The organism is Pseudomonas sp. SAS7 (genome assembly GCF_052112345.1).
GTDB lineage: Bacteria > Pseudomonadota > Gammaproteobacteria > Pseudomonadales > Pseudomonadaceae > Aquipseudomonas > Aquipseudomonas putida_Q.
Map to the genome: position 1 here is coordinate 1 of NZ_JBEGGO010000022.1, position 15,518 is coordinate 15,518.

At 63.4% G+C, this 15,518-nt stretch carries 12 protein-coding genes and 1 pseudogene; 6 read left to right on the top strand and 7 right to left on the bottom strand.

From position 1 onward, the window contains the following. Window positions 1-618, bottom strand: a 618-nt coding sequence (locus tag ABI582_RS26410) for an electron transfer flavoprotein subunit beta/FixA family protein (RefSeq protein ID WP_442120737.1), incomplete at its 3' end; no start/stop codon positions are given. Window positions 619-1,150: 532 nt separating this feature from the next. Between ABI582_RS26410 and ABI582_RS26415 the strand changes: the two genes are divergently transcribed. Next, window positions 1,151-2,833, top strand: a complete 1,683-nt coding sequence (locus ABI582_RS26415) for an electron transfer flavoprotein-ubiquinone oxidoreductase (RefSeq protein WP_442120738.1) — start codon at window positions 1,151-1,153, stop codon at window positions 2,831-2,833. A 71-nt stretch (window positions 2,834-2,904) separates the two neighbouring features. Here the strand turns inward: ABI582_RS26415 and ABI582_RS26420 are convergent, their stop codons facing one another. From ABI582_RS26420 to ABI582_RS26440, 5 genes and pseudogenes are all read right to left on the bottom strand, one after another. Beyond that, the gene (locus ABI582_RS26420; protein WP_138737678.1) at window positions 2,905-3,306 is read right to left on the bottom strand and encodes a type II TA system antitoxin MqsA family protein; all 402 of its coding nucleotides are present in this window, start codon (window positions 3,304-3,306) and stop codon (window positions 2,905-2,907) included. A gap of 1 nt (window position 3,307) precedes the next feature. Beyond that, a pseudogene (locus ABI582_RS26425) lies at window positions 3,308-3,604 on the bottom strand (type II toxin-antitoxin system MqsR family toxin). A 94-nt stretch (window positions 3,605-3,698) separates the two neighbouring features. After that, entirely contained in the window at window positions 3,699-5,024 is a 1,326-nt protein-coding gene (locus ABI582_RS26430) for an MFS transporter (protein ID WP_442120739.1), read from the bottom strand. A gap of 73 nt (window positions 5,025-5,097) precedes the next feature. After that, window positions 5,098-5,577 carry a histidine kinase gene (locus ABI582_RS26435; protein ID WP_442120740.1) on the bottom strand — a complete coding sequence of 160 codons (480 nt, stop codon included), beginning with the start codon at window positions 5,575-5,577 and terminating at the stop codon, window positions 5,098-5,100. A gap of 168 nt (window positions 5,578-5,745) precedes the next feature. Continuing rightward, window positions 5,746-6,222 (bottom strand): sigma-70 family RNA polymerase sigma factor, encoded by a 477-nt coding sequence (locus tag ABI582_RS26440; protein WP_442120741.1) that lies wholly within the window; start codon window positions 6,220-6,222, stop codon window positions 5,746-5,748. Between the two features lie 241 nt (window positions 6,223-6,463). Between ABI582_RS26440 and ABI582_RS26445 the strand changes: the two genes are divergently transcribed. From ABI582_RS26445 to ABI582_RS26455, 3 genes are read left to right on the top strand one after another with little or no spacing between them, the layout of a single operon-like run. Beyond that, a complete protein-coding gene (locus ABI582_RS26445) occupies window positions 6,464-7,636 on the top strand; it encodes an efflux RND transporter periplasmic adaptor subunit (RefSeq protein ID WP_442120742.1) in 1,173 nt (390 codons plus the stop codon). After that, window positions 7,637-9,601 (top strand): MacB family efflux pump subunit, encoded by a 1,965-nt coding sequence (locus ABI582_RS26450; protein WP_442120743.1) that lies wholly within the window; start codon window positions 7,637-7,639, stop codon window positions 9,599-9,601. Window positions 9,602-9,604: 3 nt separating this feature from the next. After that, complete coding sequence (locus tag ABI582_RS26455; protein WP_338744698.1) at window positions 9,605-11,020, top strand: efflux transporter outer membrane subunit; 1,416 nt, start codon at window positions 9,605-9,607, stop codon at window positions 11,018-11,020. A 35-nt stretch (window positions 11,021-11,055) separates the two neighbouring features. Here ABI582_RS26455 and pvdP read toward each other — a convergent pair whose 3' ends face one another. Next, window positions 11,056-12,675, bottom strand: coding sequence for a pyoverdine maturation tyrosinase PvdP (gene pvdP / locus ABI582_RS26460; RefSeq protein WP_338744699.1), 1,620 nt, complete (start codon window positions 12,673-12,675; stop codon window positions 11,056-11,058). 186 nt (window positions 12,676-12,861) lie between these two features. Between pvdP and ABI582_RS26465 the strand changes: the two genes are divergently transcribed. After that, window positions 12,862-14,208: a dipeptidase gene (locus tag ABI582_RS26465; protein WP_442120744.1), complete on the top strand. Its 1,347-nt coding sequence runs from the start codon at window positions 12,862-12,864 to the stop codon at window positions 14,206-14,208. 17 nt (window positions 14,209-14,225) lie between these two features. Further along, the gene (pvdN, locus tag ABI582_RS26470; protein ID WP_258653432.1) at window positions 14,226-15,518 is read left to right on the top strand and encodes a pyoverdine-tailoring periplasmic protein PvdN; all 1,293 of its coding nucleotides are present in this window, start codon (window positions 14,226-14,228) and stop codon (window positions 15,516-15,518) included.

Genomic DNA, 15,518 nt, shown 5'->3' on the forward strand with positions numbered 1-15,518 from the left:
ATCGTCAGGCTTGACGGTCTCCAGCGGCTTCTTCTTGGCCTTCATGATGTTCGGCAGCGACGCATAGCGTGGCTCGTTCAGGCGCAGGTCGGTGGTGACGATGGCTGGCAGGTTCAGCGACACGGTCTGCAGGCCGCCATCGATTTCACGGGTCACGTTCAGCTTGTCGCCTGCCACTTCGACCTTGGAGGCGAAGGTGCCCTGGGCGTAGCCGGTCAGCGCAGCCAGCATCTGGCCGGTCTGGTTGTTGTCGCTGTCGATGGCCTGCTTGCCAAGGATGACCAGCTGAGGCTGCTCCTTGTCGACAACGGCTTTCAGGGCCTTGGCTACAGCCAGGGAGTTCAGCTCGTCAGCGGCTTCTACCAGGATGGCACGGTCGGCACCCAGGGCCAGGGCGGTACGCAGTTGCTCCTGGGCAGTGGTCGGGCCGACGGAAACGACGACGATCTCGGTCGCAACGCCTTTTTCCTTCAGGCGTACGGCCTCTTCCACGGCGATTTCGCAGAAGGGGTTCATGGACATCTTGACGTTAGCAAGGTCGACGCCGGAGTTGTCCGCCTTGACGCGAACCTTGACGTTGTAGTCGACCACTCGTTTGACAGCTACAAGAACCTTCATGGATTCCTCGTTACTCTCCGGTGAATAGATAGTCGCCTGGGGCTGAGCCCGGCGATGCGCGTGGGTACAAGGGCACCTCTAAAAACGTACCGGGAGCCAGCATCTTCACTGTGACCGAACAGTCTTGTCCGGACTCTTGCGACAAATACTCACGGGTCATTTTCTGTCGTGGCGTGTAAACTCCACTACAAACCGGCCGAAGGCCGCAAAACCCTGCTCCACACCTGGTCTTTAGAGGTGTACCTGCGCCCGGCTGCAAGCCTACGGCGAACGTAAAACCGCTCGTATCTTGACCGTAACACCCCATCCGGTCAATACGGCAAATCGGTCACCCTCCAGCCGTGTTCCTGTGATTTTACTGGCCTGCGGCAAATTCAAACAAACGTTTGTATTGGACCCGCCAAGTGGTGTAGATATAATGCGCGGCCAAGACAAAACGGTGTAGTCCGTCATTTGCGCAGCTACAGTTTCGCTCCCGTGATGAGCCACTGTGCGCAAGCACCCATAAGACAAAGCAACAGCACGAGCCTTGATGAGTAGGAGAGAACCAGTGGAACGCGAATACATGGAATTCGACGTGGTCATCGTCGGCGCCGGCCCGGCAGGCCTGTCCGCCGCCTGCCGCCTGAAGCAGAAGGCCGCCGAAGCCGGTAGCGAAATCAGCGTCTGCGTGGTGGAAAAAGGCTCTGAAGTCGGCGCCCACATCCTCTCTGGTGCGGTGTTCGAACCCCGCGCCCTGAACGAACTGTTTCCCGACTGGAAAGAGCTCGGCGCACCGCTGAACACCGAAGTGAAGCGCGACGACATCTATGTGCTCAAGGATGCTGGCAGCGCCACCAAGGTGCCTGACCTGTTCGTGCCCAAGACCATGCACAACCATGGCAACTACATCATCTCGCTGGGCAACCTGTGCCGCTGGCTGGCCCAGCAGGCCGAGAACCTGGGCGTTGAGATCTACCCGGGCTTCGCCGCCCAGGAAGCGCTGTTCGACGACAACGGCGTGGTCCGCGGCATCGTCACCGGTGACCTGGGTGTCGACCGCGAAGGCAACCCGAAGGACGGCCTGTACACCCCGGGCATGGAACTGCGCGCCAAGTACACCCTGTTTGCCGAAGGCTGCCGCGGCCACATCGGCAAGCAGCTGATCAAGCGCTTCAACCTCGACAACGAGTCCGATGTTCAGCACTACGGCATCGGCCTGAAGGAAATCTGGGAAATCGACCCGGCCAAGCACGAGCAGGGCCTGGTGGTGCACACCGCCGGCTGGCCGCTGGACGTGGTAGCCAAGGACAACACCGGTGGCTCGTTCCTCTATCACCTGGAAAACAACCAGGTGGTGGTCGGCCTGATCGTCGACCTGTCCTACGCCAACCCGTACCTGTCGCCGTTCGACGAATTCCAGCGCCTGAAGCACCACCCGGTGATGAAGCAGTACCTCGAAGGCGGCAAGCGCATCAGCTATGGCGCCCGCGCCATCTGCAAAGGCGGCCTGAACTCTCTGCCGAAAATGGTATTCAACGGCGGCGCACTGATCGGCTGCGACCTGGGCACCCTGAACTTCTCCAAGATCAAGGGCAGCCACACCGCGATGAAGTCCGGCATGCTTGCCGCTGAAGCGGTGGCCGATGCCTTGGCCGCTGGCCGCGAAGGCGGTGACCAGCTCGACGGTTATGTCAGCGCCTTCAAGGCAAGCTGGCTGTATGAGGAGTTGTTTGCCAGCCGTAACTTCGGCCCCGCCCTGCACAAGTTCGGGCCACTGCTGGGCGGTGCGTTCAACTACGTCGACCAGAACTGGTTCGGCGGCAAGCTGCCGTTCACCCTGCACGACACCAAGCCGGACTACGCCTGCCTCAAGCTGGCCGCGGATTCGAAAAAGATCGACTACCCGAAACCGGACGGCAAGCTCAGCTTCGACAAGCTCAGCTCGGTATTCCTCTCCAGCACCAACCACGAAGAAGAACAACCCTGCCACCTGAAGCTGACCGACCCGAACGTACCGATCGCCAGCAACCTGCCGCTGTACGACGAGCCGGCCCAGCGCTACTGCCCGGCGGGCGTGTACGAAGTGGTCACCCAGGAAGACGGCAACAAGCGCTTCCAGATCAACGCGCAGAACTGCGTGCACTGCAAGACCTGCGACATCAAGGACCCGGCCCAGAACATCACCTGGGTCACCCCTGAAGGCGCTGGCGGGCCGAACTACCCGAACATGTAATGGCCCTGCCCTTGTGGTAACCAAAAGCCCCCGGTTCTCATGAGCCGGGGGCTTTTTGTTAGCTGCCAAAATCAGGCAGTACGCACTTCCTCGAAGAGCTCTGGATGGCGATCCAGCAGCTTGAGCAGTTTCACCAACGCCACGGGTGGTGTGGTCTTGCCGTTTTCATATCGGGAGAACGCGTTGACCCCACCACCGAAGATTTCCCCCGCTTCACGCTGGTCGAGGTCGAACTTCCTGCGCATGGCAGCAATGAAACCCGGATCGACAACGGCCGCATTAACTGTGCGCTCGAACGCCGTCATCAGGTCACTCATACGCTGCGCCTCGTCCATGCCCAGCACTGCCTCACCACACGCCGGGCAGTAGTCACCAAAGATGTCCGGGATGACGGTCAACTCACCTTTGTAGCGATACGGCATGTCTCGCGACTGCGCAACCAACTCCGCTCCTCCACACAGGGGACATTTCATTTCAAAGCTCCTTGAAAGATAGTATGAGCAGATCGTCAACCACCGTCAGCTTGAGGTAAACCCTGCCAACGGCGGTTTGCGCCCGATAGACATCCTGCCAAACACGATGATCGTTGTAGCTCGTCATACTTTTATGGAAGTCGCCTGGCGATAGCCCGCGGACAACATCCAACATGTCTTAGGGACCTAGCCCAAGCGACCGCGCTCCCAGGGTCGCCGCCTGGGTAGTACGTACCTTCCCTTGGCTCAATAGCACTTGCAGCCGATGCAAAGGGCAGTGAGGCGTTCTCTTTTCCATGAGAAATTAACCTTCCAGGTTAAATTTGGCCAATAGGTTATTCCAATAACCCCCGCCCGGAAGTCTGCCTCAGCGCCTCAATAGCGTTACCCTCTCATTTGTCACCACACATGATCGGCATCGGCTCTGCCGTAAACGCCAATGGCTCGCGGCGCCCGAAATACAAGGCCGTCAGCAGCCCCACCGTGCCCATGATCAGACAAAACCCGACACACACCCACGGGCTCCACGGCATCAGCGCAATCAGCGCCAGCGGCGTGGTGCTGGCCCACAGCGCATAGGCCACGTTGTAGGTGAAGGAAATGCCCGAAACCCGGATCTCGGCCGGGAACAGCCCGACCATCACCGACGGCACCACCCCCACCACACCGCAACTCAACCCCGCCAGCGCGTAGGCCAGCCAGGTCATGCCCCACTGCCCATTCAGGCTGGCGTACAACGCGCCGATGCCCAGCGGCAGCAGCAAGCTGTAAAGCATCAGCGCACGCCAGGCGCCCACGCGGTCAACCAGCAAGCCGGCGAGCACGCAGCCGATATTGAGGAAGACAATACCCACACTGCTCAGGGCAAAGGTGTGCCCGGCGCTCATGCCGAAGCGCTGCTGCATCACCGTCGGGGTTATCACCACCAACACCACCACGGCAGAAGTCAACACGCAAGTCAGCAGCGCCGCCGGGATCAGCGCACGGCGGTGCTCGCCCAGTACCCGTCGCAGCGGGAACTTCACCGGCTGTTCCTGACGTGCGCGCAAGGCAAGAAACACCGGTGTTTCGCTCAGCCAGCGGCGTAGCCACACGCCAATCACGCCAAACACCCCACCCAACAGGAACGGGTAACGCCAGGCGTAGTCGAGGATTTCCTGCGGTGTGAATACTTGCGCCAGCAAGGTCGCGGTCAGCGCCCCCAGCAGGTAGCCGAAGGTCAGCCCGGCCTGCAGGAAGCCCAAGGCATAACCGCGTCGGCCGGCCGGCGCGTGCTCGGCAACGAAGGTCCAGGCGCTCGGCACTTCGCCCCCAACGGCCGCGCCCTGCAGGATACGCAAGGCCAGCAGAATCAGTGGCGCGGCATAACCGATGTCGGCATAGGTCGGCATCACGCCGATCAGCAGGCACGGCAGGGCCATCATCAGGATGCTCAGGCTGAACACCCGTTTACGCCCCAGGTGGTCCGCAAAGTGCGCCATCAGGATGCCGCCCAGCGGCCGCGCCAGGTAACCGGTGACGAAGATGCCGAAACTTTGCAGCAGGCGCAGCCACTCGGGCATTTCGGGCGGGAAGAACAGCTGGCTGAGGGTCAGCGCAAAGAACACGAAAATGATGAAGTCGTAGATTTCCAGCGCGCCGCCCAGTGCCGCCAGGCCCAGGGTCCGGTGATCGCCGCGGCTGAACCGGGGTGGGCGAGCGGTATCGATGGCAGTCATGGCAGGGGTCCGCAAATCGGCAAAGGGCAAGAGGATACCAAATAGCTGCCCCGTTGCCCTGCCCGCTGCGCCGCTAGCGGTTGAACACCGTGTGCGCGAAGTTGGCCCGCGGCCGTGGGCGCGCCGCGGTAGCCGGCATGCTGCCCGGCAGCGGCAACTTGCCGACCAGCAGTGGCGCGTCGATGATCGCCATGAACGACTCCAGCGCCTCGTTATCAGGCACCTGCGGCAGGCTCAGGCTGACCGCCTGGCGTTCGGTCTGCGGTACTGAAGGCACTTTCAACTGACTGGAGTGGTAAAGCAGGGCGTGCTGGATCTGGGTGCTGACGCGGCAGAAGCGCTCAAGGTCAACCCCTGCATGGTTTGCCAGCTCGATATTGCCCAACAGCAGATGAAAGGGCTGCAAGGCGCAATGCACCAAGCGCTGCAGCTCCTCGAAGCTCTCCACGGGGGCTATCCGGTAATAGCCCAGGCCATTGAGCAACCGTTCCAGCTGCAGGCGCTGGCACGGGTGTGCGTCGGCGATGAGGATGCGCAGGGTCTTGTTTGCCATGGTGGGACCTGGGCAGTTGGGTAATGGGTACGCTCCATGACCATACTGCGCCGGTAAAGGCTACTGCCAAGGCCATGCCTGGCAGCGGTCTTCTTTGATAGAAGTCGGGAAAGGCGCATAAATCAAGTGATTGACTGACGGAATTTGCATTTGCCTTTAAGCCGGCCTTCACGATTCCCACTCGCGCATGCGTAGCCGGCAGTGCTTCATCGCATTGACGATGTGCTTCTCCACCATGCTGCGGGATATGCCCAGGTGCTCGGCAATCTGCGGGTGCGACAGGCCATCGAGCTTGCGCAGCAGGAAGCAGTCGCGACACACCTTGCTCAGCTCATCCAGTGCACGCTGCATCAACGCCAGCCGCTGATCACGCTGCAAATCATGGGCCGGCGCCGCCGTGTGCCAGCGCTCGTCGCTATCCAGTACTTCCAGCGGCTCGGCTTGGCGCACCTGGTATCGCCGGTGGCGGTCAACCACCAGATTGAGCGCCGTGCGGTAGAGGAAGGCGCGCGGGTGCTCGATACGCTCGGTGTCGGTACGCTCCAGCACCCGCAGGTAAGCATCGTGCGCCACATCCTCGGCGGCCTGACGACTGCCCAGGCGTGCGGAGAGGAAACCCACCAGTTCGCGATAGTAATGTTCCACGACGATACCTGAGATGTCCTGCCAGCGTTTGCCAGAAAGCCCTTTCAGGCAGCAACGCAGGACCGAGTGATGTCAACGTGCGATCTTACAAATTATAATTATTCTCAGCAACAAGCGCGGCGGGCCACGTGCTCGCCCGCTCCCCCTCGCTAAATCCCCCGCTACCGCTTTCGTCTATCTGGCACCCGGTCCGCGCCCGCCACTTGTTGCGCGTACCCACACCCCTTGGCTGGATGTCTGCATGAGACCTTTAACCAACACCCGTCGCCGTGCCCTGTTCACTGGCCTGGGCTTGCTCGGCCTCGGCAGCCTGCTGGCCTGGAAGGCCCTGCCCTATGGTGCCCAGCCGTTGAGCACGGTCGCCGTGACCCGCGCTGATATCGAGAGCAGCGTTACCGCGCTGGGCACTTTGCAACCGAGACGTTACGTGGATGTTGGCGCCCAGGCCTCCGGCCAGATCCACAAGCTGCACGTTGAAGTTGGCGACACCGTGCGCAAGGGCCAGCTGCTGGTCGAGATCGACCCCTCCACCCAGCAAGCGCGTCTGGATGCCGGGCGCTTCTCTATCGACAACCTCAAGGCCCAGTTGGCCGAACAACGCGCGCAATACTTGCTGGCCCAGCAGCAGCTCAAGCGCCAGCGCGACCTGGCCGCCGCTGGCGCCACCCGCGATGAAGACGTGCAAACGGCCGCCGCGCAGATGAAGGTCACCCAGGCGCGCATCGACATGTTCCTGGCGCAGATCCGCCAGGCCCAGGCCAGCCTGAGAAGCGACGAAGCCGAATTGGGCTACACGCGCATCTATGCCCCCATGGACGGCACGGTGGTGGCGGTTGATGCCCGCGAAGGGCAAACCCTCAACGCCCAGCAGCAAACCCCGTTGATCCTGCGCATCGCCAGGCTCTCGCCGATGACCGTGTGGGCACAGGTGTCCGAGGCCGACATTGGCAAGGTCAAACCGGGCATGACCGCCTATTTCACCACCCTGGCAGGCGGCAAGCGCCGCTGGACCAGCACCGTGCGGCAAGTGCTGCCAATCCCGCCCAAACCACTGGAGCAGACCAGCCAGGGCGGCGGCAGCCCAGCCAGCGTCAGCAATGGCAGTGCCGGCAGCCAGGTTGTGCAATACAGCGTGCTGCTGGATGTCGACAACCCGGACGGCGCGCTGATGGCCGAGATGACCACGCAGGTGTTCTTCGTCGCTGGCAAGGCCAGCCAGGTGCTGACGGTGCCGCTGGCTGCGCTGGATGACGGTGACGGCCTGCGCCTGGCGCACGTGCTGACGGGGGACGGCAAGGTGGAACAGCGCCAGGTGCGCACCGGGCTCAGCGACCGGCTGCGGGTACAGGTGCTGGACGGCCTCAACGAAGGCGAGCGCCTGGTCATCGGCGCCCCCGCCGTGAGCGGAGGCTGAATGAGCACACCTTTGATCGAGCTGATCGACATCCGCAAGTCCTACGGCGGTGTGGGTACCCCCAAAGTCGATATCCTCCATGGCATCAGCCTCAGCATCCACCCCGGCGAGTTCGTCGCCATCGTCGGAGCCTCAGGCTCGGGCAAGTCGACCTTGATGAACATCCTTGGTTGCCTCGACCGCCCAACCTCTGGCAGCTACCGCTTTGCCGGCAAAGATGTGGCTGAACTGGATAGCGATGAACTGGCCTGGTTGCGCCGCGAAGCATTTGGCTTCGTGTTCCAGGGCTACCACCTGATCCCCTCGGGCTCGGCCCAGGAAAACGTCGAGATGCCGGCCATCTATGCCGGCATTGACGCCAGCGAACGCCACGCCCGCGCCAGCGCCCTGCTCGGCCGTCTGGGCCTGGCCAGCCGCACCGGCAACCGCCCGCACCAGCTGTCCGGCGGCCAGCAGCAACGGGTTTCGATTGCTCGCGCACTGATGAACGGCGGCCATATCATCCTCGCCGACGAACCCACCGGCGCCCTCGACAGCCACAGCAGCACCGAAGTGATGGCACTGCTCGACGAGTTGGCCAGCCAGGGCCATGTGATCATCCTGATTACCCATGATCGCGAAGTAGCCGCGCGGGCGCAGCGGGTGATCGAGATCCGCGACGGCTTGATCATCGGTGACTCGGCCGGCGAACAGCCGGCGATCGACCAGGGCCAAGGCCTGCAAGCCGAACAGTTGCGCCAGCGCCTGGACCGCGGCGCTACCCTGCGCGGGGCATGGAAGGGTGAACTGCTCGAAGCCCTGCAAGCCGCCTGGCGGGTCATGTGGGTCAACCGCTTCCGCACCGCCCTGACCCTGCTGGGTATCGTCATCGGCGTGGCCTCGGTGGTGGTGATGCTGGCCGTGGGCGAAGGCAGCAAGCGTCAGGTCATGGCACAGATGGCCGCCTTCGGCTCCAACATCCTCTACCTCAATGGCAAGCCGGCGACGCTTGGCGAGCCTGCTGGCACCATCACCCTTGATGATGTGGCAGCCATTGGCGAACTGCCGCAGGTCAAGCATGTGATGCCGGTGATTGGCGAAAAGCTGATGGTGCGCCATGGCAACAACAGTCAGAGATTCTACGTGGGCGGCAATAACACCTTTTTCCCGGAGATCTTCAACTGGCCGGCGGCCCAAGGCAGCTTCTACAGCGAAAGCGACGAACCCAATGCGGCCGCCGTGGCAGTGATCGGCCAGAAAGTGCGGGAGAAAATGCTCGACCCAGGGCGCGATCCGCTGGGGCAGTACATCCTGATCGGCAATGTGCCCTTCCAGGTGATCGGCATCCTGGCTGGCAAAGGCGCAAGCTCTGGCGACCAGGACAGCGATGGGCGCATCGCCGTGCCGTACTCTGCCGCCGCTATCCGCCTGTTCGGCCAGCGCGATCCGGACTACATCGCCGTCGCCGCTCTTGACTCTACCCGGGTCAACCAAGCCGAAGCAGCCATCGACCAGCTGCTGCGCCAACGCCACAATGGCCGCCAGGACTTCGAGCTGACCAATGACGCGGCACTGATCCAGGCCGAAGCACGCACGCAGAACAGCCTGTCGCTGATGCTGGGGGCGATCGCCGCGATCTCGCTGCTGGTAGGCGGCATCGGCGTAATGAACATCATGCTGATGACCGTGCGCGAGCGCACCCGGGAAATCGGCATCCGCATGGCCACCGGCGCGCGCCAGCGCGACATTCTGCGCCAGTTCCTCAGCGAGGCGGTGATGCTGTCGATGGTCGGCGGCCTGGCTGGCATCGTACTGGCCCTGGCCATCGGCGGCGGCCTGATGCTGGCCGAGGTGGCAGTAGCCTTTGCCCTGCCAGCCATGCTCGGTGCCTTTGCCTGCGCCGTCATCACCGGCATCGTGTTCGGCTTCATGCCCGCGCGCAAGGCCGCCCGCCTCGATCCGGTCAAAGCCCTTACCAGCGAATAGCCCATGAAATTGCCTAGCCGCATCAGCCTGTTGACGTTGTGCCTACCCCTTTGTGCAACCATTGCCGCCTGCAGCACACCCCCCACGCCTACCAGTGGAATCGTCGCGCCACCTGCCTGGCAAGGCGATGCCGCAGCGCCTTCGGCCCACCTGCCCGCAGCACAGTGGTGGCACAGCTTCGCCAGTCGCGAGCTGGACCGCCTGGTACAGCACGCCCTGGTCAACGCCCACGACCTGGCTGCTGCCACGGCGCGCGTTCGCCAGGCCCAGGCCCGCGCGCTCATTGCAGGCGCACCCTTGTTGCCAGAACTGCAACTGGACCTGAACGGCAGCCGCCAGCGCCTGCTGCATGGCGAAGGCAATGACCAGTTGGACGTAAGCCGTAACGCGCCCACCAGCACATCGTTCGACGCGCAGCTTAGCGCCCGCTACGAAATCGATTTCTGGGGTGGCCTGCGGGCAACCCGCGACAACGCCCTGCGCAGCCTCGACGCCAGCCGCTTCGACCGCCAGACGGTGGAGCTGACCCTGGTCAGCGCAGTCGCCGACAGTTACCTGCAGGGCCTGGCCCTGGAAGAGCAGCTGCGCATTGCCCGGCTCAACCTGCGCAATGCCCAGGACGTGCTAGGCCTGGTTGAGACGCGCCAGCGTAGCGGCTCCGCCACGCGTCTGGAACTGGCCCAGCAGCGCAGTCTGGTGGCCACTCAGCAACGCCAGCTGCCATTGCTGGAACAGAAATGGCAAGACAGCCGGGTTACTCTGGCGACGCTGCTCGGGGACCCCGTGCAGTCGCTGCCCGCCAGCCCGGAAGCGATCGATGCGTTGCAATGGCCGACCATTGGCAGCGGCCTACCCAGCGAACTGCTCACACGCCGCCCGGACATTGCCGCAGCAGAAGCGCGGCTGGCCGCGGCCAGCGCCAATGTGCAGGTCGCCCGCGCTGCCATGCTCCCCAAGCTGACCCTGGGGGCCAATCTGGGCGCTGGCGCCAATACCTTTGCCCACTTGTTCGACAGCTCGTACTACACACTCACCAGCGGCCTGGTCGCGCCGATTTTCAACAACGGCCGACTACGCGCTGCCCGAGAGCTGGCCGAGGCTGAACAGGAAGAATTGCTGGAGACCTACCGCAGCAGCATCCTGGCGGGCTTTGCCGATGTCGAGAAAGCGCTCAATGCGATCCACGGTGTGGACCAGCAGCGGCAGTGGCAGGATGAAGAGGTGCAGCAGGCACGGCTGGCATTCGACCTTGCTCAGCGGCGTTACGGCGCGGGGGCCGAGACCTTGTTGAGCGTGCTCGAAACCCAGCGCACGTTGTATGTCGCGCAGGACCAGCAGGCGCAACTGCGCCTGGCCCGGTTGCAGGGTAGCGTGGCGTTGTACAAGGCATTGGGTGGGGGGTGGCAGGTCGAACGTTAGTCCCAGTCGCCTTGGGGGGGCTGCTGCGCAGCCCGTCAGCCCGACCGCTGCACCACCCTGAGGTTACGCGCATACCAAGGCCGCTTCGGTACTTTGGGTTGCAACTTGTCGAACAGGTCTTCATCGCTGTAAATGATGCGCAACGCCAGCTTCATGGTCTCCGGGTCCATCTCCACGCTGCGCCCGGGCCGTAGCCCCGGTACGGTCGAGCAGCCGTGGGTGTCCGGCCCCAGCCACGGGTCTGCCACCTCGACCCAACGCCCCGGCGCAAACCACTGCACACCGTTGACCTCCAGCCGCCGCACCTCGCCCGGGTGCAGCCGCTCATGGGCACGGAACCAGTCCTCGATACGGTCGTCGATCCAGCCGTGAAAATGCCAGAACACCGGATTCACATGAGAAGAAAACGGGTCTCCGAGGAAGTCGTTGTCCGCCGCGAACCAGCGTTCGGCAAAATCGTCCGGGGTGCGCGCCGTCGGCACCGGCATGCCGTTGGAAGGGTCCCGTGGCACCGATGCCCAGCGCATGTGCAACCAGTCGTGCAGGCCCAGTTCCACCTCCGAGCCGAACTGGCCCAGGGTCAGGCTGCTCAGGTAATCCGGGTCGGTGTAGCGCGACTCCCAGACCTGGAAATTGCCGTGGAAGGTATCCGGTGACTTGATGTCACGCACCCACTGGGTGTACTCCTCGTCACCACTGGCCAGCCAGGTGGGTGGCAGGGCATTGCCGTCGTGGTTGTCGAAGTAGCGGGCAAAGCCTGCACGGTCACGCTCCAGCTCCGGTTGTGGCAGCGGAAAGCGCGGCCAGGAAGGCAGGTCTTGGAGGGCACGTGCGCTGCCAAGCATGTGCCGGTGCATGAAGAAGAAGTCCTCACCCGAACCGTTGCGGTCCTTGTGCCGCCCGCGTGCGTCACGCTCGCGGTCACGCGGCCCCGGTTGCCAGCCAAGGCCACGCAGGGCCTTCTGCTTGCTCTTGTCCAGCTTGTGCCATTTGTCCCGCGAGGAGTGCCACAACTGATGAAAAAGGCGATGCTCCGGCGCAATGAGCCAGGCCAGCAGTCGAGGGTTCAGCGGGGTTCGTTCGCGCGCTTCGGGGAAGGTGCGTTTCAACGCCAGGAAGTGGTTGTCCTCCACCGGCAATGTCAGCGCACGGTCCATGCGCGCAATGTGCCCGTTGAGGGTTGCCGGACCGGCATTGCCGAAGCGCCCCCAGACTTCATCGAGCACGATGTGGCATTCATAGCGCGCCTGGGCCGAAAACAGCCGCCAGCGCACGGTGCCCGGCTTGTCCGCCAGCAGGTCGCCGACCACCCGGTAGCGCGGCTCCTCGTCCCCACGCAGGCGCTCTGGGGTGTCCAGGTAACCGCGCAGTGCACGACCGCTGGCTGCCACGTCCAGGAACAACTCCAGTTCACCTCCCGGCAGGCCATCCAGCCCCGCATCCTTGCCCTGCAGGGTCCAGCGCCAGATGCCGCGCAGGGTATCGCCCAACTGCTGCAAGGCGGTGTCGGCCAGCTCGACCACGGCCTCGCCAGGGGTTTGCGGAAACGCTTCGGCTTCCCGCTGGCGCTGCACATACAGTGCACCCAGCGCGCCAGGTACCACCACACCCGTCAATGCCACACCGGCGATGAAACCGCGTCGGGAAATCGTCATTGCTTACCTGTGCATTCATTGCGGCCATGGAGCACGGCCCGTCCAAGGCTAGAACGTTGCACGGACAGCGAAATTTAACGGCGCATGGCCAAGGACGCTGGCTAAATTTTACGGGTGCGAGCTCGTTCATTGCAGGTAGCGGCGGCCTCTGTGCCCATCCCTGACGGTGAACCTACTGAGACCAAGATGACGACTCCACGCTGGAAGAAAGCCCTGTTTATCAGCCTGGCCACGGCGATTGCCGGCGGTGCCGGGTTTGCCGCCTGGCACTATCTGGCCACCCCAGCCGGCTATTCCCGCGAGGTGACCCGCCAAGCCAACGACCTGCAGGAACGCATCATCTCGTTCGACAGCCACATCACGTTGCCCCTGACCTTCGGGACCGAAGGCAGCGAGGCCGACAAGGATGGCAATGGCCGCTTCGACCTGGCCAAGGCCGCACAGGGGCGTTTGTCCGGCGCCGCCCTGACCATCTTCGCCTGGCCAGAATCCTGGACCGGCAACGATGGCCCGCACCGCCCTACCCCAGGCTTCGTCGAGGCCGCGCGCCACACCCAGGAGGTGCGCTACAACGCCATCACCGCCATGGTCCGGGACTTCCCGCAACAGGTCGGTATTGCCTATACCCCGCAAGACATGCGGCGCCTGCATGGCGAAGGCAAGTTCGCGGTATTTCTCAGCATGCTCAACGCCTATGCCCTGGGTGACGACATCGGCCAGCTCGATCGCTGGGCCGCGCGCGGCGTACGTATGTTCGGCTTCAGTTACGTGGGCAACAACAGCTGGGCCGACTCTTCGCGCCCGCTGCCGTTCTTCAATGACACCGTCGATGCGCTGGAAGGCTTGTCAGCAACCGGCAAGCGCGCCGTGCAACGGCTTAATGACCTGGGCGTGATCATCGACGTGTCGCAGATGTCGAGCAAGGCGCTGGCCCAGGTTGCCGCCCTTAGCCGCGCGCCGCTGGTAGCCTCGCACTCGGCGCCACGGGCGATGGTCGACATCAACCGCAACCTATCCGACAAGGAGCTGCAACTGATCAAGGACAGCGGCGGGGTAATCCAGTTGGTGGCCTTCTCCACCTACCTCAAGCCACTGAGCAGCAAGACCCAGGACAAACTCGACGCCCTGCGTGCCCGCTACGGCCTGCCGCCCTTGGCCAACCTCAACTACGCGCTGATGCCTGGCGACCCGGTGATCGCCGGCTGGCCCGAGCAGAAGGTCGGCCAGTACGCCAACGAGCTGTACGGCATCCTCGACGAAGAACCACCTGCCACGCTCAAGGACTATGGTGACGCCATCGACTACACCGTGCGCAAGGTCGGTATCGACCACGTCGGCCTGAGCTCGGACTTCAACGAAGGCGGCGGCATCGAGGGCTGGCAGAACGCCGGCGAAGCACGCAACGTCACAGCCGAACTGATCAGCCGCGGCTATTCCGAAGCAGATATCGCCAAGCTCTGGGGCGGCAACTTTCTGCGCGTGTGGGAGCAGGTGCAGCGCGCAGCGCAACCCGTCGCCACTTCCTCCCCATGACCCTTGCGAGCACCTTGATGAACGACCGTCGCACATTCCTCAAGCAGGCCGGCCTGCTGGCTGCCGCCTTGCCACTGACCGGCCCCGGCCCGCTGCTGCCTGCCGCCCACGCTGCACCGGCGAAGCCCGCCACGGCCGATGACTGGGCCGCGTTTCGCGGCCTGTTCGAGCTGGACCCGACCTATGCACACTTTGCCAACTTCCTGATCACCTCGCACCCAAGGCCCGTACGCGAAGCCATCGAAGCCCTGCGCGCACAGTTCGACCGCCAACCGGCCTACATGGTCGACTGGGACAGCCAGTCGGAATGGAAGCACGAAGCTGCCGTGCGTGAATGGGCTGCGCGTTACCTTGAAGTGAAACCGCGGCAGATCGCCTTGACCGGTAGCACCACCGAAGGCCTCGGGCTGATCTATGGTGGGCTGAAGATTGCGCCGGGGCAGGAAATTCTTACTACCGTGCACGAGCACTCGGCGGCCCGCCATACCATGGGCTTTCGCACCGCGCGCGATGGCACGGCTGTGCGGCGCCTGCGCCTGTTCGACGACCCTGCCAAGGTTAATACCGACCAGGTGCTGAGCACGATTTCGGCCGCGATCGGGCCGAGAACCCGGGTTCTTGGCATGACCTGGGTGCATTCGGGCAGCGGCGTGAAACTGCCCGTGGGCGAGGTCGGCAAGCTGGTGCGCGAGGTCAATCGCCAGCGTGACGAGCAGGACCGGATCATCTACGTGATCGATGGGGTGCATGGCTTTGGCGTCGAAAATATGCACTTCGCCGATTTCAACTGCGATTACTTCATCGCTGGCACCCACAAGTGGATGTTCGGGCCCCGCGGTACAGGGATCATATGCGCAGCCTCCACCGAGCTGAAACAGCTGACCCCGACCATTGCCACGTTTTCCGAAAATGAAGACTTCGCCACGGTGATGACCCCAGGCGGCTACCATGCGTTCGAGCACCGCTGGGCGTTGGGCAAGGCCTTCGAGTTGCACCTGCAACTGGGCAAGGCAGCCGTACAGGCGCGTATCCACGGGCTTAATGACTTCCTCAAGCAGCGCCTGGAGGCACTGCCGGGGATCGAACTGGTAACACCGCGCAGCGCTCACTATTCGGCGGGCTTCACCTTCTTCAGGGTCAAGGGGCAGGATGCCGATGAGGTGGCCAGGCACCTTAACAGCCAGCGCATTGTGGTGGACGCTGTATCGCGGGATGCGGGGCCCGTGGTGCGCACCGCGCCTGGGTTGTTGAACACCGAGGCCGAGATCGAGCGATTGGTGGATGTCTTGAAGCGCTATCGCCGCGCTTGA